The organism is Achromobacter sp. 18P8.1.1 (assembly GCF_057799415.1).
In genome coordinates this window covers 33,406-55,532 of the sequence record NZ_JBYOKH010000006.1, presented here as the reverse complement: position 1 = coordinate 55,532, position 22,127 = coordinate 33,406, and the positions used below count along the sequence as shown (strand labels likewise).

General features: G+C 66.0%; 18 protein-coding genes and 1 pseudogene. 5 read left to right on the top strand and 14 right to left on the bottom strand.

Annotation, left to right across the window (positions count from 1 at the left end; translation table 11 throughout):
- Nucleotides 1–231 precede the first annotated feature (231 nt).
- A complete protein-coding gene (locus AC27VE_RS06430; RefSeq protein ID WP_280029653.1) occupies nucleotides 232–1,215 on the top strand; it encodes a Bug family tripartite tricarboxylate transporter substrate binding protein in 984 nt (327 codons plus the stop codon).
- Nucleotides 1,216–1,440: 225 nt separating this feature from the next.
- On the opposite strand, the gene AC27VE_RS06425 is transcribed toward AC27VE_RS06430, so the two are convergent.
- From AC27VE_RS06425 to tkt, 3 genes are all read right to left on the bottom strand, one after another.
- Complete coding sequence (locus AC27VE_RS06425) at nucleotides 1,441–2,634, bottom strand: phosphoglycerate kinase (RefSeq protein ID WP_488703354.1); 1,194 nt, start codon at nucleotides 2,632–2,634, stop codon at nucleotides 1,441–1,443.
- Between the two features lie 93 nt (nucleotides 2,635–2,727).
- A complete protein-coding gene (gene gap, locus AC27VE_RS06420) occupies nucleotides 2,728–3,738 on the bottom strand; it encodes a type I glyceraldehyde-3-phosphate dehydrogenase (protein ID WP_006222740.1) in 1,011 nt (336 codons plus the stop codon).
- A gap of 15 nt (nucleotides 3,739–3,753) precedes the next feature.
- Entirely contained in the window at nucleotides 3,754–5,790 is a 2,037-nt protein-coding gene (gene tkt, locus AC27VE_RS06415) for a transketolase (protein WP_488703353.1), read from the bottom strand.
- 227 nt (nucleotides 5,791–6,017) lie between these two features.
- Between tkt and AC27VE_RS06410 the strand changes: the two genes are divergently transcribed.
- Both AC27VE_RS06410 and AC27VE_RS06405 read left to right on the top strand, forming a co-directional pair.
- A complete protein-coding gene (locus AC27VE_RS06410) occupies nucleotides 6,018–6,440 on the top strand; it encodes a hypothetical protein (RefSeq protein ID WP_488703352.1) in 423 nt (140 codons plus the stop codon).
- A gap of 17 nt (nucleotides 6,441–6,457) precedes the next feature.
- A complete protein-coding gene (locus AC27VE_RS06405) occupies nucleotides 6,458–7,189 on the top strand; it encodes a 16S rRNA (uracil(1498)-N(3))-methyltransferase (protein ID WP_488703351.1) in 732 nt (243 codons plus the stop codon).
- Between the two features lie 77 nt (nucleotides 7,190–7,266).
- On the opposite strand, the gene AC27VE_RS06400 is transcribed toward AC27VE_RS06405, so the two are convergent.
- The 4 genes from AC27VE_RS06400 to AC27VE_RS06385 form a co-directional block, all read right to left on the bottom strand.
- The gene (locus tag AC27VE_RS06400; protein ID WP_006222736.1) at nucleotides 7,267–7,734 is read right to left on the bottom strand and encodes a barstar family protein; all 468 of its coding nucleotides are present in this window, start codon (nucleotides 7,732–7,734) and stop codon (nucleotides 7,267–7,269) included.
- Nucleotides 7,731–8,960 carry a patatin-like phospholipase family protein gene (locus AC27VE_RS06395; RefSeq protein ID WP_411431416.1) on the bottom strand — a complete coding sequence of 410 codons (1,230 nt, stop codon included), beginning with the start codon at nucleotides 8,958–8,960 and terminating at the stop codon, nucleotides 7,731–7,733. Before AC27VE_RS06395 ends, AC27VE_RS06400 begins: the two co-directional genes overlap by 4 nt.
- Nucleotides 8,941–11,229 (bottom strand): NADP-dependent malic enzyme, encoded by a 2,289-nt coding sequence (locus AC27VE_RS06390; protein ID WP_006222734.1) that lies wholly within the window; start codon nucleotides 11,227–11,229, stop codon nucleotides 8,941–8,943. Before AC27VE_RS06390 ends, AC27VE_RS06395 begins: the two co-directional genes overlap by 20 nt.
- 139 nt (nucleotides 11,230–11,368) lie before the next feature.
- Complete coding sequence (locus tag AC27VE_RS06385) at nucleotides 11,369–12,256, bottom strand: FAD-binding protein (RefSeq protein ID WP_427960164.1); 888 nt, start codon at nucleotides 12,254–12,256, stop codon at nucleotides 11,369–11,371.
- A 44-nt stretch (nucleotides 12,257–12,300) separates the two neighbouring features.
- On the opposite strand from AC27VE_RS06385, the gene AC27VE_RS06380 reads away from it, so the two are divergent.
- Nucleotides 12,301–13,461, top strand: a complete 1,161-nt coding sequence (locus AC27VE_RS06380) for a pyridoxal phosphate-dependent aminotransferase (protein ID WP_006222731.1) — start codon at nucleotides 12,301–12,303, stop codon at nucleotides 13,459–13,461.
- A 71-nt stretch (nucleotides 13,462–13,532) separates the two neighbouring features.
- Here the strand turns inward: AC27VE_RS06380 and AC27VE_RS06375 are convergent, their stop codons facing one another.
- Nucleotides 13,533–14,351 carry a lytic transglycosylase domain-containing protein gene (locus AC27VE_RS06375; RefSeq protein WP_427960167.1) on the bottom strand — a complete coding sequence of 273 codons (819 nt, stop codon included), beginning with the start codon at nucleotides 14,349–14,351 and terminating at the stop codon, nucleotides 13,533–13,535.
- 82 nt (nucleotides 14,352–14,433) lie between these two features.
- Between AC27VE_RS06375 and ubiD the strand changes: the two genes are divergently transcribed.
- Nucleotides 14,434–15,978, top strand: a complete 1,545-nt coding sequence (gene ubiD, locus AC27VE_RS06370; RefSeq protein WP_427960169.1) for a 4-hydroxy-3-polyprenylbenzoate decarboxylase — start codon at nucleotides 14,434–14,436, stop codon at nucleotides 15,976–15,978.
- A gap of 99 nt (nucleotides 15,979–16,077) precedes the next feature.
- Here the strand turns inward: ubiD and AC27VE_RS06365 are convergent, their stop codons facing one another.
- From AC27VE_RS06365 to AC27VE_RS06340, 6 genes and pseudogenes are all read right to left on the bottom strand, one after another.
- Entirely contained in the window at nucleotides 16,078–16,428 is a 351-nt protein-coding gene (locus AC27VE_RS06365) for a hypothetical protein (RefSeq protein WP_315137964.1), read from the bottom strand.
- 3 nt (nucleotides 16,429–16,431) lie between these two features.
- Nucleotides 16,432–16,848, bottom strand: coding sequence for a phage holin family protein (locus AC27VE_RS06360; protein WP_035212457.1), 417 nt, complete (start codon nucleotides 16,846–16,848; stop codon nucleotides 16,432–16,434).
- 69 nt (nucleotides 16,849–16,917) lie between these two features.
- The gene (locus AC27VE_RS06355) at nucleotides 16,918–17,235 is read right to left on the bottom strand and encodes an ElaB/YgaM/YqjD family protein (RefSeq protein WP_006222726.1); all 318 of its coding nucleotides are present in this window, start codon (nucleotides 17,233–17,235) and stop codon (nucleotides 16,918–16,920) included.
- 83 nt (nucleotides 17,236–17,318) lie between these two features.
- Nucleotides 17,319–18,044, bottom strand: a complete 726-nt coding sequence (locus AC27VE_RS06350; RefSeq protein ID WP_175216779.1) for a hypothetical protein — start codon at nucleotides 18,042–18,044, stop codon at nucleotides 17,319–17,321.
- 124 nt (nucleotides 18,045–18,168) lie between these two features.
- Nucleotides 18,169–20,886: a nitrate reductase gene (locus AC27VE_RS06345; RefSeq protein WP_488703350.1), complete on the bottom strand. Its 2,718-nt coding sequence runs from the start codon at nucleotides 20,884–20,886 to the stop codon at nucleotides 18,169–18,171.
- A pseudogene (locus tag AC27VE_RS06340) lies at nucleotides 20,801–22,117 on the bottom strand (NAD(P)/FAD-dependent oxidoreductase); the annotation flags it as partial. The gene AC27VE_RS06345 and the pseudogene AC27VE_RS06340, both read right to left, overlap by 86 nt.
- Nucleotides 22,118–22,127: the final 10 nt, after the last annotated feature.

The window sequence follows — 22,127 nt, the reverse complement described above, 5'->3', positions numbered from 1 at the left end:
AAGCCTACACCAAGGCCGGGCGCCCGAAACCGTCCTGGATCAAACGCAGGTCGCTTTTCATTCCTTTTAAGAATGAAGATTGTTGATTATTTATCCCTTTTGTGGGGGCAGCAGATTGCGTAGAGTCCCCGGGATAAGAAAAGCGGCCCCGCGCCGCGCCTGTACACCGACACGGCCCGCCGCCGCGCCCCCTGCGACGCGGATTCAAGGGCCGGCACTCCTGGAGACTCCATGTCCTTCGCCTTCCTGCGGCGCGCCAGCCGCGCGCTCGTCCTGGCCGCGCTTGCCGCCGGCATCGCCCCCGCCGTCCACGCGCAATCCTATCCGGAACGCCCCATCAAGCTGGTCGTGCCGTGGCCCCCCGGGGGCGCGACGGACGCGCTGGGCCGGCTGCTGGCGCAGCGCCTGACCGAACGCCTGGGCCAGACCGTGATCGTGGACAACAAGGCCGGTGCGGGCGGCAATATCGGCACGGCGGCCTTCGTTCGGGAAAAGGCCGACGGCTACACACTGCTGATGGCCACCAGTTCCACCAATGCCGCCAACCCGCACCTGTATTCGCGTCTGGGCTTCGACGCTGCGAAAGACTTTGCGCCGGTCGCTTTCGTGGCTGAAATCCCGAACATCCTGGAAGTGCCCAAGCAATCACCCTTCAAGTCAGTGGCGGACCTGGTGGCCGCCGCAAAGGCTGAACCCGGCAAACTGAACTACGGCTCGGGCGGCGTGGGCTCGTCGCAGCATCTGGCAGGCGCGATGTTCAAGTACCTGACGGGCGCGGATGTGCTGCATATCCCTTACAAGGGCAGCGGCCCCGCCGTGTCCGATCTGTTGGCGGGCCAGGTGGACATGATGCTGGACACCGGGTCGCTGGCCCAGGTTCAGGCCGGCGCCCTGCGCGCGTTGGCAGTGGCCTCGCGCCAGCGCCTGCCGGCCCTGCCGGACGTCCCCACGTTCGACGAAGCCGGCGTGCCTAAGATGTACGCGTCTGCCTGGTACGGCATCGTCGCGCCCGCCGGCACGCCAGCCGATGTGGTGCAGCGGCTGAACAAGGAAGTCAACGCGGTCACGTCCACCCCGGAAGTGAAGCAGCGCATGGAAAGCATGGGCGCACTGGTGCCGGCCGGCCAAACGCCGGAGGAATTCAGCACGTTCATTCAGTCTGAAATTGCGCGGTATGCAGAGATCGTGAAGATCTCGGGCGCCAAAATGGAATAAGGGAACCGCAAACAGCGGCCATCGTAGGATGGGTGCAGCGCGAGACGCTGCCAAAAAAAACACGACGGCAAAACGCGCGAAACCCATCAAGCGGCATTGAATTTCTGGCTGAATCAGCCATACATGCAACCGTTGCTTGATGGGTTTCGCGCGCTTTACCTCAGCGCCTTTGTCGCGGATGTCTCGCGCTACACCCATCCTACCGGGTGTCGCGCGAGCTGCGCATCAGGAGACTCGGGCTTCCAGCACGGCCACGGCCGGCAGGGTCTTGCCTTCCAGGAACTCCAGGAACGCGCCGCCGCCGGTCGAGATGTAGCCGACCTGTTCACCGATGCCGTACTTGGCAATGGCGGCCAACGTATCGCCGCCGCCGGCGATCGAAAAGCCTTCCGATTCCGCGATGGCGCGCGCCACCACTTCGGTGCCGTTGGCGAACTGGTCGAACTCGAACACGCCCACGGGGCCGTTCCAGACGATGGTGCCCGCCTTCTTCAGGATCTCGGCCAGCTGCGCCGCGGTCTGCGGGCCGATGTCCAGGATCATGTCGTCGTCGGCCACGTCGGTGGCCGCCTTGACGGTAGCTTCGGCATCCGCGCCGAACGACTTGGCGCACACCACGTCAACCGGAATCGGCACGGCTGCGCCGCGCTGCTTCATGATGTCGATCACGGCGCGCGCCTGATCGACCTGGTCGGGTTCGGCCAGCGACTTGCCGATGGACAAGCCCGCGGCCAGCATGAACGTGTTGGCGATGCCACCGCCCACCACCAACTGGTCGACCTTGTCGGCCAGCGATTGCAGGATGGACAGCTTGGTCGACACCTTGGAGCCGCCCACGATGGCGACCAGCGGGCGCTTGGGTTCGTGCAGCGCACGGCCCAGGGCGTCCAGTTCGGCTTCCAGCAAGGGGCCGGCGCACGCCACGGGCGCAAAGCGCGCGATGCCGTGGGTGGTGGCTTCGGCGCGGTGAGCGGTGCCGAACGCGTCGTTGACGTACACGTCGCACAGCGCAGCCATTTTCTTGGCCAGCGCTTCATCGTCTTTCTTTTCGCCGACGTTCACGCGGCAGTTTTCCAGCAGCACGACCTGGCCGTGATCGACCTGGACGCCGTCGACCCAGTCGCGCACCAGGTGGACGGGCATGCCCAGCAGTTCGGACAGGCGCTGGCCGACCTTGGCCAGCGAATCGGCCTCGGTCAGCACGCCCTCTTTCGGGCGGCCCAGGTGGGACGTGACCATCACGGCGGCGCCGGCGTCCAGCGCCAGGCGGATGCCGGGCACCGAGGCGCGGATCCGCGTGTCTTCGGAGATGCGGCCGGCGTCATCGAACGGCACGTTCAAGTCGGCGCGGATGAACACGCGCTTACCGGACAGGGCGCCGGATTTCGCCAGCGCGGACAGGGTATTGACCTTGGACATTTTTGAATTCCTACGATGGGCGAACAAAGGGGACGAACCCATTTTCCGCCTTCGCGGAAAACAAATCCGTCCCCTGTGGACTGACCGTGTTGCTTACTTGGCCGACATCAGCGCGACGGTGGTGTCGAGCATGCGGTTCGAGAAGCCCCACTCGTTGTCGTACCAGGACGAGACCTTGACCAGACGGCCCGAGACCTTGGTCAGCGACGCGTCAACGGTGCTGGAGGCCGGGTTGTGGTTGTAGTCCACCGAGACGAGCGGTTCGGTGTTGTAGTCCAGGATGCCCTTGAGCTCGCCTTCCGAAGCGGCCTTCAGGATGCTGTTCACTTCTTCGGCGGTCGTGTCGCGGCTGGCCACGAACGACAGGTCGACCAGCGACACGTTGATGGTCGGGACGCGGATGGCGTAGCCGTCCAGCTTGCCGTTGAGTTCCGGCAGCACCAGGCCCACGGCAGCGGCAGCGCCGGTCTTCGTGGGGATCATGCTCATCGTGGCCGAACGCGCGCGGCGCAGGTCTTCGTGGTAGACGTCGGTCAGGACCTGGTCGTTGGTGTAGGCATGAACGGTCGTCATCAGGCCGTTTTCCAGGCCCAGCTTGTCGTTCAGCGGCTTGACCAGCGGGGCCAGGCAGTTGGTGGTGCACGATGCGTTCGAGATGACCGTGTCGGTCGCCTTCAGCACGCCATGGTTCACGCCGAACACGATGGTGGCATCCACATCCTTGCCGCCGGGGGCCGAGATGATGACTTTCTTGGCGCCGCCCTTGATGTGCGCGCCGGCCTTTTCCTTGGTCGTAAAGAAGCCCGTGCATTCCAGCACGACGTCGACCTTCAGTTCGCCCCAGGGCAGTTCAGCCGGGTTGCGGTTGGCCAGCACGCGGATCTTGTCGCCGTTGACGACCATGAAGTCGCCGTCGACTTCGACGGTGCCCGGGAACTTGCCATGGGCCGTGTCGTAGCGCGTCAGGTGCGCGTTCGTCTTGGGATCGCCCAAGTCGTTGATGGCGACGATTTCGATATCGTGCTTCTTGCCACCTTCATAGTGGGCACGCAGGATGTTGCGGCCGATGCGACCGTAACCGTTGATGGCGACGCGAATGGTCATGACTAAGCTCCTTTTTTACAAAACCTGTTTGACGGTCTCGGCCACCTTGTCGGCGGTCAGCCCGAAGAACTTGAACAGCGCGCCGGCCGGAGCGGACTCGCCGTAGCGGTCGATACCGACCACGGCGCCTTCCAGGCCCACGTACTTGTGCCAGAAGGCGGTAACACCCGCTTCCACCGCCACGCGCGGCAGGCCCTTGGGCAGCACGGATTGCTTCCAGGCGGCGTCCTGGCGGTCGAACACGTCGGTGCTGGGCATGGAGACCACGCGCACGGCGACGCCTTCCTTGGCCAGTTGCGCCTGCGCGTCCAGCGCAATGGCGACTTCCGAGCCGGTGGCGATGATGACGGCGCGGGCGCCTTCAGCATCGCGCAGCACGTAGCCGCCACGGGCGATGGCGTCCACCGTCGCCGCGTCGCGCGGCACGAACGGGAGGTTCTGGCGCGACAGCAACAGGGCCGTCGGGCCGCCGTCATGCACGTCCATGCCGATGCTGGTGGGGCGCGTCACGGCAGCGTTCCAGGCCACGGCGGTTTCAGCCGTATCGCAAGGACGCCACAAGGACAGGTTGGGGATCAGGCGCAGGCTGGCGGCGTGCTCGATGGATTGGTGGGTCGGGCCGTCTTCGCCCAGGCCGATCGAATCGTGGGTGAACACGTGCACGACGCGCTGCTTCATCAGCGCGGCCATGCGGATGGCGTTGCGCGAGTAGTCCGAGAACGTCAGGAACGTGCCGCCGAACGGCAGGTAGCCGCCGTGCAGGGCCACGCCGTTCATGATTGCGGCCATGCCGAATTCGCGCACGCCGTAGTTGATGTGGCGGCCGAACTGGATGCCCTTGTCACCGGCGCGGACGGCGGCGACGCCCTTCCAGTCAGTGAAGTTCGAACCAGTCAGGTCGGCCGAGCCACCCAGCATTTCCGGCAGCACCGGCGCCAGCGCGGCGATGGCGAACTGCGAGGCCTTGCGGGTAGCGACGGTTTCGGCCTTTTCCAGGGTCGAAGCCAGGAACCCCTTGAACTGGTCGGCGTAGCCCTCGGGCATGTCGCCCTTCATGCGGCGCGTGAACTCAGCGGCTTCAGCCGGGAATTCGGCGGCATAGGCGTTGAACGCGGATTGCCATTCGGCCTGGGCCGAGGCGCCCGACTTGCGGCCGTCCCAGCCGTCGTAGACGTCTTGCGGGATCTGGAAGGGTTCCGCCGACCAGCCCAGCGCGGCGCGCGTGGCGGCGATTTCGTCCTTGCCCAGCGGCGCGCCGTGCACGTTGTGCGTGCCGGCCATGTTGGGCGAACCCTTGCCGATCACGGTGCGGCAGATAACCAGCGTCGGCTTTTCCGATTGCGAGCGCGCGGCCTTGATGGCGGCATCCACGGCGGCAACATCGTGGCCGTCGACGCCACGGATCACGTTCCAGCCGTAGCCTTCGAAGCGCTTGGCGGTATCGTCGGCGAACCAGTGTTCGACGTGGCCGTCGATGGAGATGCCGTTGTCGTCATACAGCACGACCAGCTTGGAGAGCTTGAGCGTGCCGGCCAGCGAGCACACTTCGTGCGAGATGCCTTCCATCAGGCAGCCGTCGCCGGTGAAGGCGTAGGTGTGGTGGTCGACGATGGTGTGGCCGGGCTTGTTGAATTCAGCAGCCAGCAGCGCTTCGGCCAACGCCATGCCCACGGCATTGCCCAGGCCCTGGCCCAGCGGGCCGGTGGTCGTTTCCACGCCCGGGGTGATGCCCACTTCGGGGTGGCCCGGCGTCTTGGAATGCAGTTGGCGGAAGTTCTTCAGTTCTTCGATCGGCAGATCGTAGCCCGTCAGGTGCAGCAAGGCGTAGATCAGCATCGAGCCGTGGCCGTTGGACAGCACGAAGCGGTCGCGGTTGGCCCAGGCGGGATCCTTCGGGTTGTGGCGCAGGTTGCCCGTCCACAAGGCCTGGGCGATTTCCGCCATGCCCATGGGAGCACCCGGATGCCCGGAGTTCGCTTGTTGCACGGCGTCCATCGCGAGGGCGCGGATGGCATCCGCCAAGGCAAGTTTAGGGGCGGTCGGATTGCTCATTCGGAAGGCTCTTTGAAGCTGGCACGCCCACAGGGAATATAGGGGCCAGTTGAGTAGGTTGCGAAGCAGACGATTTTAGCATCAGGGGATTTCCCTCACGCCATCGCCCTTAAGCTTGATGTAAACAGGCGTTTCCCGCGCAGGATGTCAGCGTAACTCCCACAATTGCGGGAAAGAGGTCCGACATTCAGGATAAAGCCCTGACTTTAGCTCTGGAGCCTCCTAGTATGAGCCTCATGCTCAATCTGACCATCCCTGTCGAAGGCATCATGGCTTTGCGTACCGCCCTTGGCGAAGAGCGGGCGATTGCCGTTGCGCGGGCGTTGGAACACGCGCAAATCAAGAGCGAAACCGAACTCGCCGCCAAGCTCCGCCAGGAATGGCGGAATGACCTGGCGGCAGCCGTGGCTCCGCTTGCGCGACGCGATGAGGTCGCCGAAATCCGCAAACAGATCGCCCAATTGCCCAACCGCGAAGAACTCAAGCGCCTTGCCACCCACGAAGACCTGTCTGACCTGCGCGCTCACGTCCTGCGCCTGGATAAAAAAATGACGGTGGGCTTCCTGACCCTGCTGGGGCTCAACCTGGCATCCAGCGCGCCCACGTTCTTTGAATGGGGGATCAAGGTGGTAGGCTACGCGCTCCGCTAACGCTTTTTGCGCCACCCATGTCCGCCCCCCGCTTTTTCTGCGACGCCCCGCTTGCCGCAGGCACCCGCATTGCCCTGCCGGAAGCCCTGGCGCACCACGCCTTGCGTGTGTTGCGCCTGAAGGCCGGTGAATCCGTCATCCTGTTCAACGGCCAGGGCGGCGAATACCCCGCCGTGCTGGAGATCGACGGCAAGGCCGGCTTTGCCCAGCTGGGCGAATTCAATCCCCGCGAAGCCGAATTGGCCGGCCGCATCACGCTGGTGCAAGGGCTGCCTACCGGCGACAAAATGGACTGGGTGGTGGAAAAAGCCGTGGAGCTCGGCGCCGCCCGCGTCAGCCCCATCGCGGCGCAGCGCAGCGTGCTGCAGTTGTCGGGCGCGCGACTGGACAAGCGCGTGGCGCATTGGCAGCGCATCGCCCAATCCGCCGCTGAACAATGCGGCCGCAACCGCTTGATGACGGTCGATGCGCCGCAATCGCTGGCCGATTGGCTGGCAGAGCCCGTGGATGGTCTGCGCCTGTTGTGCCACCCCGACGCAGCCGACGACCTGGCCGGCAAGCTTGGGGCCGAACCCGACGTGCAGGCGCTCAGCTTGCTGGTGGGGCCCGAAGGGGGATGGTCGGACAAAGAACTGGAGCAAGCCCGTCAGGCGGGCGTGCAAGCGGTGCGCTTCGGCCCCCGGGTGCTGCGCACCGAAACCGCAGGATTGGCCCTGTTGTCCGCCGTCAGCGCGCTGCGCGGCTGGTAGTCCCCACCCGCCGGGCAAAGCGCCCGGTGCAAGCCGCCGCCGGGCGTGCCCCAGTGGGTGCCCGGGCAGCGCTCAATTCAATCGTTTTCGCCGTAAGGGGCCGCCGCGACGCCGGGCTCGGGATCCGGATGCTTGCCGGCGTGCTCAATGACGAACGCAAAGATGCGACCGTTCTCGCGGGCGAAGTCCGCCGCGTCCGAGCAGACGGTTTCGATACGGGCGGCATCTTCTTCCAGCACCGGATCACCGGAATGCAGCCGGTACAGCCAGAGCACGACGCCGGTCTTGTGGTCCAGCACCGTGTCGCACAGGCAGTCGTAGAGGGCATCCAGGTTGCCGCCGAAGTATTCGGGGAAGTCCACCGCCTTGACGATGGCGCGCAACACGGCGGAACGGCTGCGGGCCGGGTCGCAGTTGGCGACGAACAGCGCCAGACCCAGCTCATGGGAAGCATCCACCACGGCCTTCTTGTCCAGCCCTTCATGAGGCAGCGCCCCGCCCCGCAGCAGCTGCTTCTGCAAGGTAGATTGGCCATTGCGCGTCATGCCTGAGCCTCCTTGAAAAAGGCGATCACTTCGTCGTTACGCTGCATCGTATCGGCATAACCCAGTTCGATCAATCGTCGGGTGTAGCTGGATTCGAATAGAAGATAGGACATCAGCGCCCCGCCTCCCGGACGGTGTGGATCGGACGATACACCGAGTACGCGAAAAAGGGCACGTGCTTGCGCAGGCATGTCCTGCAGGTGTTCCAGCGCCATGGTGTCCAGCGACTGGCTGGGGGTGATCGTCAAGACCTGGATGCGTCTGACATTGACCTGGGTGCCGTCCGGCGTCGCATGGTCCATCAGGTAGTTGATGCGCTCCAAGCGCTCGACGTCCACGGACAGCCCGTCCAGGAAGATGCTGGACAGCGCATGGCCGCCCACCTGCGCCAGCGAAGGATACGGCGGCGAATCCGCGCGGTGCTCGGGGTGGGTGTCGTCGCGGAACCCCGTGCCGATCACCAGCACGCGATGGGCGCCCAGGTGGATGGCGGGGCTGATCGGGGCCAACTGGCGCATCGATCCGTCGCCGCACCATTCACCCTTGCCATGCACCTGCACCTGGCGGGCCGGGAAGACAAAGGGGATGGACGACGAGGCCATCAGGTGGTCGATGCCGATCGGCGTGGGGATGGCCAGGCGCAGATAGCGGTGCCAAGGTTCGATGGGGGTGTGCGCCTGGTAGAAGGTCAGGTGCTCGCCGCTGGTGTAGCCCGAGGCCGTGATCGCCAGCGCCGATAGCGAACCCCTTTCCAGATTGGATTGCAGGTTGCGGAAGTCCAGCACCCGGCCCAGCAAGGCCTCCATGGGGCTGTTGTCCAGCAGGGACTGGGGCCGCTTGCGCGTCAACCCCGAATACATCCAGCCCAGGGCCAGCAGGCCCAGCCAGCGTACGCCCGTGCGGATCAGGCCGGGCGCGTCGGCCCGGTAGATCATGTCGGTGTTCAGCGACGACCACAGGCGCCGGATGCGCCGCACCCCCAGGTGGGGCCGGTCGGCGCGGCAGGCCAACGCGGCGGCGTTGATCGCGCCGGCGGACGTGCCGCAAATGATGTCGAAGGGATTCTGGAACCGCGAATGCCAGTCAGGGTCCAGCAGCTCCATGATGGCGCTGAGCACCCCCACCTGATAGGCGGCGCGGGCGCCGCCTCCCGTCAGGACCAGACCGGTCGGCGTGCGTGGGCACGCCGGGCCGGCCGGACTCACTTCAACGTGGCGTGTTGACATCGACCACAGTCATCGCGGTCATATTGACGATGCGGCGCACGGTCGAGCTGGAGGTCAGGATGTGCACCGGCGCATTGCAGCCCAGCAAGAACGGGCCGACTGCCACGTTACCGCCTGCGGCCGTCTTGAGCAGGTTGTAGGCGATGTTGCCGGAATCCACGTTCGGGCACACCAGCAGGTTCGCTTCGCCCTTCAAGGTGGACGACGGCAGGATGCGCATGCGCAGCGCTTCGTCCAGCGCGCAGTCGCCGTGCATCTCGCCGTCGATTTCCAGATCGGGCGCTTTTTCACGCACGATTTCCAGGGCGCGGCGCATCTTGGCGCCCGAGGCCGAGCTGCCCGATCCGAAGTTCGACCGCGACAGCAGCGCCACCTTCGGCGCCAGGTACATGCGGCGCATTTCGTTGGCGGCGGCGATCGTGAATTCCGCGATCTGCTCGGCCGTCGGCTCGTCGTTCACATGCGTGTCCACCAGCACCACCGTGCGCTCGTTGAGCAGCAGGATGTTCATGGCGGCGTACACGTTGTGGCCCGGACGGCGGCCGATCACTTCGTCCACGAAACGCAGGTGGTCGTGATAGGCGCCCACCGAACCGCAGACCATGCCGTCGGCGTCGCCCAGGTGCACCATCATTGCGCCGATCAAGGTCATGCGGCGGCGCATTTCCACGCGCGCCATTTCCTTGGTGATGCCGCGACGGCACATGCGTTCCCAGTATGTCGTCCAGTATTGGTGGAAGCGTTCGTCGTATTCGGGGTTGGTCACTTCGACGTCTTCGCCCAGGCGCAGGCGCAAGCCCAGCTTTTCGATGCGGGTCAACAGCACCGAAGGACGCCCCACCAGGATGGGACGGGCCAGGCCTTCGTCCACCACCACTTGCACCGCGCGCAGCACGCGTTCATCTTCGCCTTCCGCGAACACGATGCGGGCCGGGCCGCCTTCGCGCACGATGCGCTTGGCTGCCGAGAACAGCGGCTTCATGAACGCGCCCGAGTGGTACACGAACTGCTGCAGCTGCTCTTCGTAGGCCTCCAGGTCGGCCAGCGGGCGCGTGGCCACGCCGCCTTCCATCGCCGCCTTGGCCACGGCCGGCGCGATGCGGACGATCAGGCGCGGATCGAACGGCTTGGGGATCAGGTATTCGGGGCCGAACGAAATATCGAACGTGCCGTAGGCCGCGGCCACGACTTCGTTCTGCTCTTCCTGCGCCAGCTGGGCAATGGCGTACACCGCCGCCTTTTCCATTTCACGCGTGATCGTGGTCGCGCCCACATCCAGCGCGCCGCGGAAGATGTACGGGAAGCACAGCACGTTGTTGACCTGGTTCGGGTAGTCCGAACGGCCCGTGGCCATGACCACGTCGTCGCGCACCGAATGCGCCAGCTCGGGCAGGATTTCCGGCGTGGGGTTGGCCAGCGCCAGGATCAACGGGCGCGGGCCCATCGTCGCAACCATCTCAGGCTTGAGCACGCCGCCCGCCGACAGGCCCAGGAACACGTCGGCGTCCTGGATCACTTCGGCCAGCTTGCGGGCATCGGTCTTTTGCGCAAAGCGCGCCTTGTCCGGGTCCATCAGTACGGTACGGCCTTCGAAGACTACGCCTTCCAGGTCCGTCACCCAGATGTTTTCCAGCGGCAGGCCCAGGTCCACCATCAGGTCCAGGCAGGCCAGCGCGGCAGCCCCGGCGCCGGAGGTCACGACCTTGACCTTGTCGATGTCCTTGCCTACGACCTTCAGGCCGTTGATGAACGCCGCCGACACGCAGATCGCGGTGCCGTGCTGGTCGTCGTGGAAAACCGGGATCTTCATGCGTTCACGGAGCTTGCGCTCGACGGTGAAGCATTCCGGGGCCTTGATGTCTTCCAGGTTGATGCCGCCGAAAGTGGCTTCCAGGCCGGCGATGATCTCGACCAGCTTGTCCGGGTCGGTTTCGTTGATTTCGATGTCGAAGACATCCAGGCCGGCGAATTTCTTGAACAGCACCGCCTTGCCTTCCATGACCGGCTTGGAGGCCAGCGCGCCGATGTTGCCCAGGCCCAGCACCGCGGTCCCGTTGGTGATCACGCCCACCAGATTGCCGCGCGCGGTGTAACGGAACACATTGGCCGGATCGGCCACGATCTCCTCACAGGCCGCCGCCACGCCCGGCGAGTACGCCAGCGCCAGATCGCGCTGGTTGGTCAGCTGCTTGGTCGGCGTGACCGATATTTTGCCGGGGCGCCCATGCTCGTGATATTCAAGGGCGGCTTTGCGAAGGTTGGCATCCATAGGGCGGCTACTGGCTAATTAGGTGAGACACGGAAAGAGGGAGGAATTCTATTCCCATGACGGGCGGCGCGATACGTCCGCGACGCCTTTCCTCTTATTGGGGACGAGCGCCGAAATCTTACAGCAAGCTGAAATGATGTCAGGTTTCACGAGGCAGGAATAAGGGAAAACGACCATCGGGGTCGAACAGCGCCTTGACGCGCCCGTCCAGCCGGACCGTCGCCAGCCCTGGCGATTCCGCCTGCGGGCCCCGCGCCAAGAACGCCGGCGCGTCGGTCAGCGTCACGCTTTGCACCCAGGCCAGCGTGCCGCCGTGCCCCAGCAGCAGGTGCGCCAGGTTCACGGTGGCCGGCGCTTCGGGCTTCAAGGCGTCCAGCCGGTAGCGGCCCAGCCAGTGATGGCCGTCGTGGGTCGCGAAGGCGTCCCCGCCAGAGGCCAGCTTGAACAGCTCGGGCACCAGGCTTTGCACCGTGGCCGAACGCAGCGGCTGCACGTCGGCTTCGCCGAACGGCCCCAGGGATTCTTCGATGCCGTCGGCCAGCATCACCTCCACCGACAGCACGCCCGACGCCGCGCAATGCCCGGCGGGCCAGGGCGCGGGCGCGGCCAGCCATTCGGCCAGCGTCATGGCGCCGGGAAAACCGTCGAACTGCCGCAGTCCGGCCTGGGTCAGCGCCGCCAGCGGGACACCCGGCTGGGCCCGCCAGCGAGGCGTCTCGCCGGCCAATCGGGCCAAGCCCGCCATGTGCGACGGGTCGATCCGCAGGCGCGGGCCCGCAATGGGCGCGTAGGGCCCGGTTGCGCCTTCCAGCGCCATGACGATGCGGTACTCCGCGCACAGCGTGCGGGCATGCGCGACATCGGCGTCGCGCGACGGGGTCAAAATGGCCTGCGCCCCGCCGGGCCCGTCTTCGCCCAGATCCTGGACCTGCCCCTGGCACAGCAGCTTCAGACGCTGCATGAAGGCCGCCCACGGGGTCTGGACCGGCCTGCGGCCAAGCAGGAAAGCGCGCCGGGATGGCTGCATGACTACAATTCCTTTTTCCGCTACAAAACGCTTTCGAGAATCCAATGCCTCGCCTCGCCACGCGCACCCATGATTTTCTGACTTTCCACGCAGTGGAACTCTTCAAGCAGGGGCAAGCGCTGCAGGCGGCTGGCAAGGACATTATCAGCCTGGGCATCGGCGAACCGGACTTTACCGCGCCCCCTCAGGTCGTGGAAGCACTGGAGCGCGCGGCCCGCGCCGGCCTGAGCGGCTATAGCCCCCCCGCGGGCCTGACGCCGCTTCGCGAAGCCATTGCGCAGTTCTACCATGACAAATTCGGCGCCACGATCAATCCGGCCCGCGTCATCGTCACCGCGGGCGCCTCGGGCGCCCTGACGCTGGCCTGCGCGGCACTGGTCAACAGCGGCGGCGAAGTGCTGATGCCGGACCCGTCCTACCCCGCCAACAGCAATTTCGTGCTGGCCGCGGGCGGCGTGCCGCGCCTGATCCCCAGTTCGGCGGAAAAGCGCTTCCAGCTGTCGGCCCAGGACGTGGCCCAGCACTGGAGCCCCGCCACGCAAGGCGTCATGGTGGCTTCGCCCAGCAACCCCACGGGCACGTCGATCGCCCCGGACGAACTGGCCGATCTGCTGGCTGAGGTCCGCGCGCGCGACGGCTTCGCCATCGTCGACGAAATCTACCTTGGTCTCTCTTACGAGGGCGAGCCGCGTTCCGCGCTGACCCTGGACGATGACATCATCGTCATCAACAGCTTCTCGAAGTATTTCCACATGACGGGATGGCGCCTGGGCTGGATGATCGTGCCCGAAGACATGGTGGCGCCGGTGGAGAAGATCGCCGCCAGCCTGCAGATCTGCGCGCCCACCCTGGCCCAGCATGGCGCCCTGGCCTGCTTCACGGACCAGGCGATGAAGACCTTCGAGCATCGCCGCGAAGCCTTCAAGCAACGCCGCGACTACCTGCTACCCGAATTCGAACGGCTGGGCATCCAGGTGCCGGTCAAGCCGGACGGCGCGTTCTACATCTACGCCGACATCAGCAACCTGGGCATGGACAGCGGCACCTTCTCGCAGCGCCTGCTGCTGGAAGCCGGGATTGCCGCCGTGCCGGGGCTGGACTTCGGGCCCGCCCACGGCGGCCACACCATGCGCTTTTCCTACGCCACGGGCCTGGACCGGCTGGAAGAGGCCGTGGCCCGCATGGGCAAATGGCTGCAGCGCTAAGCCAAAAACAATGCGCGCCCCGATGGAGCGCGCATTGTGGTCCTGCCTGGCTGTCAAGACTCGCCGCAGGATCAGTCCCGGGCCAGCGCGATGCCTGAAGCCAGCGCCAGGCGCCGGCGTTCAGCCTGCACCTTGGCACCGTAGCCGTTGTCGTCCGGCCCCGTGGAACCCACGTAGCAGGCCAGGCCGCCGTCGATGGAACCGCGGCGGTTGATACAGTCGCGCAAGATCGTGGCCCCGACGCCGATATTGGCGACCGGGTCCAGCGCGGTCTTGCCGACGGCGTCGAACTTGTCCTGGTGCACGCTGGTCATGACCTGCATCAGGCCCTGCGCACCCACGTGGCTTTCGGCCAAGGGGTTGTAGCGGGACTCGATGGCGATCACAGCCAGGACCAGCAAGGGGTCAAGCTGCTTGTCGCGGCTGACCTTGTACACGGTATTCAACAGCGGACCGGTGGCGTCATACGCCACCTTGTACTTGCGCGAGATATAGTTGCGCAACGCTTCGGCCTGCGGTCCGGTCGCCACGGTGGCGGGTTTCTTCGGTACCGGCGGCGCGACGCGGGCTGGCCCCAGCATGCCGGTGGCATTGCTGGCGGGAGCGGTTGGAACGGCCATGGCAATTGCCGACGCAGTGTCGGAACCCAATTCGGAACCGACATCGGATTCGGTGCCGGATTGCATGGATGAAGGCGCTAGGGCGGTCAACAAGGCTTTGTGCACTTGCAATGCCTGATCGCGCAAACCAGGCAGGGCAAATCCCATGCTTACCGTCACAATCACCGCGATGCCCAGATAGACTGAGCAGATACGCAAGGACTCGGCAAGATATTCGTGCACTCCTTGGGCCATGTTCCTGAACAGGCTGGCCACTGACGCATCGGGCATAAAAACCTCCTGCGTGAAAAAGAGGGAGTCAATGTTAACCTCTCTTTCACCCCAAAATGTAACCAAATCGCTGGGATCTGTAGTGAAATACCGCGACCTTAGAGACTTCCTCGCTCAACTTGAACGGATGGGCGACCTCAAACGCATTGCCGCGCCGGTGTCCACCCGGCTGGAAATGACCGAAATTTCCGACCGCGTCCTGCGTGCCGAGGGCCCGGCCCTGCTGTTCGAAAAAGCCCTGCATGACGGCAAGCCGGCACAGATGCCGGTGCTTACCAACTTGTTCGGCACGCCCTCGCGCGTGGCCCGCGGCATGGGCGCCGACAACGTCAGCGCGCTGCGCGACATCGGCGAACTGCTGGCGTCCTTACGCGAACCCGAAGCGCCCAAGGGCTTGCGCGACGCGCTGGCCAAGGTGTCGATGCTGAAGGCGGCCTTGTGGGACATGAGCCCCAAGAACGTCAAAAGTCCGGCCTGCCAGGAAGTCGTCTGGGAAGGCAAGGACGTGGACCTGACCCGCCTGCCGATCCAGACCTGCTGGCCCGGCGACGTGGCCCCGCTCTTGACCTGGGGCCTGGTGATCACGCGCGGCCCCAATGCCAAGCGGCAGAACCTGGGTATCTACCGCCAGCAACTGCTGGGACCGAACAAGCTGATCATGCGCTGGCTGTCGCACCGCGGCGGCGCGCTGGACTTCCGCGACCACGCGCTGGCCAATCCGGGCACGCCCTTCCCCATCGCCGTCGCGCTGGGAGCCGACCCCGCCACCACGCTGGGCGCCGTCACCCCGGTGCCCGACAGCCTGTCCGAATACCAGTTCGCCGGCCTGCTGCGCGGTTCGCGCACCGAAGTGGCGCAAGCGCTGGGCAGCAACCTGTCGGTGCCCGCCTGGGCCGAGATCGTGCTGGAGGGGCATCTGCTGCCGTCGTCGGACCCGCGCGCCGTGAAGCCCGTGGTGCCCGAGGGCGTCAACCCGCCGCCCAACAGCGATTATGAAATGGCGCTGGAAGGCCCGTACGGCGACCACACCGGCTACTACAACGAGCAGGACTGGTTCCCGGTGTTCACGGTCGAGCGCATCACGATGCGCCGCAACCCCATCTATCATTCGACCTATACCGGCAAACCGCCCGACGAACCCGCCGTGCTGGGCGTGGCGCTCAACGAAGTGTTCGTGCCCTTGCTGCGCCGCCAACTGCCGGAAATCGTGGACTTCTACCTGCCGCCCGAAGGCTGCAGCTACCGGCTGGCGGTGGTGTCGATCCGCAAGCAGTATGCGGGGCACGCCAAGCGCGTCATGTTCGGCCTGTGGAGCATCCTGCGCCAGTTCATGTACACCAAGTTCATCGTGGTGGTCGACGAAGACATCAACCCGCGCGACTGGAAGGAAGTGGTGTGGGCGATGACCACCCGCATGGACCCCGTGCGCGATACCCTGCTGGTCGAAAACACCCCCATCGACTATCTGGACTTCGCCTCTCCCGTTTCCGGGCTGGGCGGCAAGATGGGCCTGGACGCCACCAACAAGTGGCCCGGCGAGACCAACCGCGAATGGGGCACGCCCATCACCATGGACGCCGACGTCAAGAAGCGCGTGGATGACCTGTGGGGCCAGTTGGGCCTTTAAAGCCGACGGCCCCAAACGGCCCGTGCAAATAAAAAACCCCGCCGGCAAGGCGGGGTTTTTATTGGGTGGGTACAGGACGCGCTGCTGCCAACGCGAGCCTTATTCCCCGCCCTCTCTTGAGCTTTGCCACAGCTTGTACACCTGCCAGCCGACCAACGCGCCGCCCGCGATCTTGAGCAGCTTGAACCGTTTGCCGCCGCGCATGAGCAGGGTGGACAAGGACGAGCTGACCAGCGGATAACGGCGGGCAAGCGTGATGGCCTGCAAGGCCCAGCGCGAAGCCCCGCCCGAGGCCAGTCGGGGCAGCAAGCCCCGGATTATCGAGGCCGGCTCCAGCTTGTGGCTGGTGCTGACGATGCTTTGCGCCAACGATTCGCGTTCGATCGCTGCGCGGGCGCGCAGCAATTCGATGCGGACAGCGCGATCAACGGTAGGAGACCTTTTCGACATGACTCAGCCCTCCTCGCGCCGACGCGCGGCCGGTACGTCATCGTCTTGCGCATCGCGGATCCGGTCCAGCAGTTCCGCATCGCGGCCCAGCTCTTCCAAGGTAGCCGCGAACGGCGGCGCGCCATAGACCAGCGCATGGCGTACCGCCAGCAGCAGGCCGATGCCGACGATGCCGTAGAAGGCCGCCAACAGACCCAGGGCCAGGTAGCGATCTTCGGTAGGCCAGAACAGCACCGCCACCGTCACGGTGAACACCAGCACCGCCAACGTCAGGAAGAGCAGCGCAGCAAAGGCCATGCCCAGCACTTTGAGCAGGCGCGCCTTTTCATCGGCGGCCTCCAGCGTCAGCAACTCCAGGCGCGTGCGCAACAGCCCGACCAGGCTGGACGCGACGCCGAAAACAGATTTTCGTAGACCCATGGCATCAAGAACGCCGGGCGGACAACGCGGCACGAAGCCGACGCCGCCCGCCCGGACGTTCAAGCCTTATCAGCGGCGGCTGATCAGCAAGCCGAGCAGCAGGCCGGTCACGCCTGCGATGCCGATGGCTTGCCAGGGATTGTCATGCACGTAGTCGTCCGTGGCGCGGGCGGCTTTGCGGCCGCGTTCGAGCACGGCGTCTTGCGCCTCGTAAAGGGCTTCGCGCGTACGCTTGAGCGAAGTCATGGCGCGGTCGCGCAATTCGTTTGCCTTGTCGCCGGTGGTGCCGGCTGCTTCGCGCAGCAGGTTTTCCGCGTCATTCAAACTGGTCTTGACACTGTCGATGAGTTTTTCTTTTGCGACTTCTTCGGATTTTCTCGTGGCCATTTTTTGAGCTCCTGTTGTGTGTCTATGACAAAACCATCATACCAGCCACCATGCCCGCTGCATGGCGTGCTTGCTACCGTGTGCTACTTGATCTGCGTAATTTCAACTGCGGACTTCACGCCGCCCTGATCGATGTCCTGCTTCATCACCAGATTCACCGCGGGGCAGTACCAGTCGGTGACGGTGGTGTTCATGCCGGGGATCGGAATGGTCAGGCCCTGGAAGGTGGCCATCGTGGGATCCGAGTTGCGCGTATACGAGATCGGATGACAGGACTGCTGGCCCAGCGCGGTGTTCACCGCGGTCTTCTGGCCGACGGTCTTCTCGCCGATGCGCACCGTGGTGCTGGGCTGGCCGCCCACCGGCGCTTCCTTGCCGATCTTCAGGCGGAACGACGAACCGGGCAATTTCTGGCCGGCGTTGAGCTTGCCGTCGTAAGCGAACAGGCCCAGCATGCGCAGGTCGAACTGGCCTTCGGAAGGCTTGGGGGCCTCGCCGGCGCTGGCGTATTTCAGGAAGGTGGCCTGGCCGCCCTTGACCGTCATCAGGTAGTCCAGCTTGGACTTGCCCGGCGGCAAGCCGGCGTAGCTGAAAGTCGCCACGCCCTGCACGCGCGCGCGGCAGTTGTCGCCATTGCTTTTTGTAACTTCGGCGAAGGTCAGGTCTGCGCCCAGCGACAGATTGCCCGAGCCGGTCAGTTGCACCGCGCCGCCATCATGCATGAACTGCGCATCGCAAACGCCGGCCTGCGCCGAAGCGGCCGCGCCCAGTGCGCCGGCCGCCAAAATCAGGGATGCCATTTTTCGCATCGTTCAAGCCACTCCAGAAATCAGATAGCGCCGTCCGCTATGCGCGACGGCTGGCTTGATACTACACCGGTTGCCGTGCCCGGCGTATGTCCACTCGTGACCGCGCCAGAGGCGGGCCGCCCGCCTACGCCGCCACCGCGGCGGCCGGTATCCGGGCAATGAGCGACTGGATTTCCGGCACGCACGAACCGCAGCCCGTGCCGCAACCCAGCGTGGATTTCAGCGCCTGAAGGTCGCAGCCGCGCTCGATGCCCGCCAGGATTGCCGCTTCGCTCACGCCCACGCAGACGCAGACCGTGCGCAACCGCGCCGCGCCCGCGATCCGGCCCGTCAGCAGGCCGGAAACGCTGGCCGGCGCGTCGCCCCCCGCCGCCCAGGACAGCAGCGCGTCCTGCGCCCGCAGATCGCCCGTCAGCAGAAAGGCGCGCAAGGTGCCCTGCCCCGCTGCCACGCGGCGCATCCTGCCCCGTGCCGGATCATCGAACACGACCTCGGCGCGCGTCAGGCCCAGCGCATCCGCCAGCTCCGCCAAAAGCGCAGGCGCCGGCACCATCTCAGCCGCCAGCCGGATCCGCACGCCGCCTGCGCCAATGGGCAGCACCACGGCGTACTCAAAGCGCCGCAGCCAGGGCGCCAGGCACACGCGCAGCGCCGCCGCATCACCTTGACTCCAGCCCGCCGCCTGCCACGCCAGGCGGGCAGGTTCGGCGCAGATCGCGCTGAACTTCAATTCAGGCTGATGCGACACCGGGTCTGTCACCGGGCTGGTCAACGCATTGACGCCCAAGCCCGCCATGAACGCGCTGCCCCAATGCATCGGCAGGAAGGCATGGCCGCGCTGCACGCTGTCGTCCTCCTTTACCGGCAGCACCACGCTGCCGCGCCGGGAACGCAGCCGCGCCAGCGCGCCGGACTCCAGCAACAACTGCCGCATGTCGTCCGGATGCAGCGACACCCAAGGTTCTTCGACATGCTGCGTCAGCACGCGGGCAAGCGACGTGCGCGCCATGGTGTGCCAGTGGTCACGCAAGCGGCCGGTCGTCAGCTGCAGCGGGAATGCCGGCGTGACCGCGTCGGCGGGCGGCAGATAGTCCACATCGCAAAAGCGCGCCCGCTCGCTGGGCGTTGGGAAGACGCCATCGGCGTAGAGGCGCGCCGTGCCCTGCCCCGGGCGATAGGGCCACTGCTGCGGCCCGTCGCGGCGCAAGACGTCGTAGTCCAGCGCGCTGTAGTCCAAGTCGCGGCCCGCCGTCATGCGGACGTGCTCAGCGAACACCTCGCTTTCATCGCGATAGGCGAACCGCGCCGCCTTATCCGGCGCGATACGGGCGGCCAGCCGCAGTGCCACGGCCTGCGCCAGGCGCCAGTCCGGCTGCGCGTCGCCAGGCGGATCGATCGCCGCGTGCACCCGGCTGATGCGCCGTTCCGAATTCGTCACCGTGCCGGATTTCTCCGGCCACGTCGCCGCCGGCAGCACCAGGTCGGCCCAGGCCAGGGTCTCGGTGCCCGCGAACGCCTCTTGCACGATGACGCATTCGGCGCGCGCGAGCGCCGCGCGCACCCGGGCCTGGTCGGGCAACGACTGCGCGGGATTGGTCGCCGCGATCCACAGCACCTTGATGCGCCCGTCCAGCACCGCGTCGAACATGTCCAACGCGGGGGTGCCCGGCGCCTCGGGCAGGCGGTCCACGCCCCACAGGGCGGCCACGTCGGCGCGATCCGCCGCGGAACCGGGGTCGCGATGGCCCGGTAGCAAGGTGGCCATGCCGCCGGCCTCGCGGCCGCCCATCGCGTTGGGTTGCCCAGTCAAGGAAAACGGTCCGGCACCCGGCTTGCCGATCTGGCCCGTCGCCAGATGCAGATGAATCAGCGCGGCGTTCTTGTCGGTGCCGCGAGTCGACTGGTTCAGCCCCATCGTGTACAGCGACAGCGCCGCACCCGCGCTGCCGAACCAACGCGCCGCCTGGATGATGTCGCCGGCGGGCACGCCGCAAATGCGTTGCGCCGCTTCTGGCGGGAAAGCCTCCACGCGCGCAAGCAAAGCCTCGAAACCTTCGGTGTGGCGTTCGATATAGCCGCGGTCCACCAGGCCCTCGCGCACCATCACATGCAGCATGGCGTGAAACAGGGCGACGTCGGTGCCCGGCGCGATCGGCAGGTGCAGGTCCGCGAACGCGGTGGTGTCCGTGCGCCGTGGATCCACCGCGACCACCTTCATGCCCGGCCGCCGCGCGCGCGCCGCCTCCAGCCGGCGAAACAGCACTGGGTGCGCGTAGGCCATGTTGGAGCCGGCGATCAGCACGGTGTCCGCCAGCTCCAGGTCTTCATAGCAGGCGGGCGGCGCATCCGCACCCAGCGTGCGCTTGTAGCCCGACACCGCGCTTGACATGCACAGGCGGGAATTGGTGTCGATGTTGTTGGTACCGGCCAGCGCGCGCGCCAGCTTGTTGAAGACGGCATAGTCCTCGGTCAGCAACTGGCCCGACAGATAGAAGCCCACTGCGTCGGGGCCGTGGGACTGGATCGCCTGGGCCAGCTTTTCCGCCGCGATATCCAGGGCCTGCCCCAGCGCAATATCCCGCATCGGCTGGTCGCGCGCCTCGCGCCATTGTGCCGACAGCACGCGCGCGCCATCGCGGCGCACGGTGTCGCCCAGCGCCAGCCCTTTGCTGCACAGCTTTCCATGGTTGGCGGGATGCGATTCGTCGCCGCGCACCCGCAACACGGCGCCGTCCCGCACCTGGACGCGCACGCCGCAACCCGTGCCGCAATAACAGCACACCGACGACACCTCGGCAGTGGGCTCGGCATTCACAACGGGAATCCGAACGATTGACGGCATAACCATCCCCCTACCCGCCCGCCGCGCTTTCGCCGGCCATCAACTGGTCGCGCCAGCCGCCGATATCCTGGCCGTCGCGGATCAGCCGCATATACCAGGCGCCGTCCGCCGTATCGCCGTACAAGCAGGCGCCCACCAGCTTGTCGCCGCGGATCACCAGCTTCTTGTAGACGCCGTCCAGCGCGTCGGCCACCGTAATGCTTTCCGTCTGTGCGCCCCCCGCGAAATCCCCAGCGGAGAACAGATCGATGCCGGTGACCTTCAGCTTGGCCGAAACCACGCTGCCTTCGTAGCGCCCGATGCCGTGCAGGGCCAGATGATTGGCCGCGACCTTGGCCTGTTCGAACAGGGGCGCGACCAGCCCGTACGCGGTGCCGCGATGGCTGACGCATTCGCCGACCGCGTAGATGCGCGGGTCGTAGGTCTGCAGGGTATCGGTGACCACCACGCCCCGGTCCACGTGCAAGCCGCAACTTGCGGCCAGCTCGGTATTGGGACGCACGCCCACGGCCATCACCACCAGGTCCGCCGCAATCTCCTGCCCGTCGGCAAAACGCAGCGCCCGAACCCGGCCCTCATCGCCCGCAAGGATCGCCTGGGTCTGGCGGCCCAACAGGAACGTCAGGCCGCGCGCCTCCAGGCTGTGCCGCAGCATCGCCGACGCCTGGGTGTCCAACTGGCGGTCCAGCAACGCTTCTCCCAGATGCACGACCGATACCTCCATGCCCCGCGCAGCCAATCCGCTGGCCGCTTCCAGGCCGAGCAGCCCGCCCCCGATCACGACGGCGTGCCGGTAACGCGACGACGCTTCGATCATCCGGTTCACATCGCCGATATCGCGAAAGGCGACTACGCCGTCCAGGTCGTTGCCCGGCACAGGCAGGATGAACGGGTTCGAGCCGGTGGCCAGCAGCAGCCGGTCATACGGCGCTTCGCTTCCGTCATCGGTGCGCACGATGCGGCGCAGGCGGTCCACCCGCGTCACCTTGCGGTTGCGCAGCAAGCGGATGCCGTGGCGGGCGTACCAGGCCTCGTCGTTCAGCACGATGTCCTGCAAGGTGCGTTCGCCAGTCAGCACGGGCGACAGCAAGATCCGGTTGTAGTTGGTGTGGGGCTCGGCGCCGAACACCGTGATGTCGTACAGGTCGGGTGCCAGCGCCAGCAGTTCTTCCACCGTGCGGATGCCCGCCATGCCGTTGCCCACCACCACCAGCTTCTGCTTTGCGCCCATGAAGGTCCCC

Bases quoted from the DNA above. Each gene is read 5' to 3' on its own strand.
- AC27VE_RS06430 (WP_280029653.1), top strand. From the start codon at position 232: ATGTCCTTCGCCTTCCTGCGGCGCGCCAGCCGCGCGCTCGTCCTGGCC.
- AC27VE_RS06425 (WP_488703354.1), bottom strand. From the start codon at position 2,634: ATGTCCAAGGTCAATACCCTGTCCGCGCTGGCGAAATCCGGCGCCCTG.
- gap (WP_006222740.1), bottom strand. From the start codon at position 3,738: ATGACCATTCGCGTCGCCATCAACGGTTACGGTCGCATCGGCCGCAAC.
- tkt (WP_488703353.1), bottom strand. From the start codon at position 5,790: ATGAGCAATCCGACCGCCCCTAAACTTGCCTTGGCGGATGCCATCCGC.
- AC27VE_RS06410 (WP_488703352.1), top strand. From the start codon at position 6,018: ATGAGCCTCATGCTCAATCTGACCATCCCTGTCGAAGGCATCATGGCT.
- AC27VE_RS06405 (WP_488703351.1), top strand. From the start codon at position 6,458: ATGTCCGCCCCCCGCTTTTTCTGCGACGCCCCGCTTGCCGCAGGCACC.
- AC27VE_RS06400 (WP_006222736.1), bottom strand. From the start codon at position 7,734: ATGACGCGCAATGGCCAATCTACCTTGCAGAAGCAGCTGCTGCGGGGC.
- AC27VE_RS06395 (WP_411431416.1), bottom strand. From the start codon at position 8,960: ATGTCAACACGCCACGTTGAAGTGAGTCCGGCCGGCCCGGCGTGCCCA.
- AC27VE_RS06390 (WP_006222734.1), bottom strand. From the start codon at position 11,229: ATGGATGCCAACCTTCGCAAAGCCGCCCTTGAATATCACGAGCATGGG.
- AC27VE_RS06385 (WP_427960164.1), bottom strand. From the start codon at position 12,256: ATGCAGCCATCCCGGCGCGCTTTCCTGCTTGGCCGCAGGCCGGTCCAG.
- AC27VE_RS06380 (WP_006222731.1), top strand. From the start codon at position 12,301: ATGCCTCGCCTCGCCACGCGCACCCATGATTTTCTGACTTTCCACGCA.
- AC27VE_RS06375 (WP_427960167.1), bottom strand. From the start codon at position 14,351: ATGCCCGATGCGTCAGTGGCCAGCCTGTTCAGGAACATGGCCCAAGGA.
- AC27VE_RS06365 (WP_315137964.1), bottom strand. From the start codon at position 16,428: ATGTCGAAAAGGTCTCCTACCGTTGATCGCGCTGTCCGCATCGAATTG.
- AC27VE_RS06360 (WP_035212457.1), bottom strand. From the start codon at position 16,848: ATGGGTCTACGAAAATCTGTTTTCGGCGTCGCGTCCAGCCTGGTCGGG.
- AC27VE_RS06355 (WP_006222726.1), bottom strand. From the start codon at position 17,235: ATGGCCACGAGAAAATCCGAAGAAGTCGCAAAAGAAAAACTCATCGAC.
- AC27VE_RS06350 (WP_175216779.1), bottom strand. From the start codon at position 18,044: ATGCGAAAAATGGCATCCCTGATTTTGGCGGCCGGCGCACTGGGCGCG.
- AC27VE_RS06345 (WP_488703350.1), bottom strand. From the start codon at position 20,886: ATGCCGTCAATCGTTCGGATTCCCGTTGTGAATGCCGAGCCCACTGCC.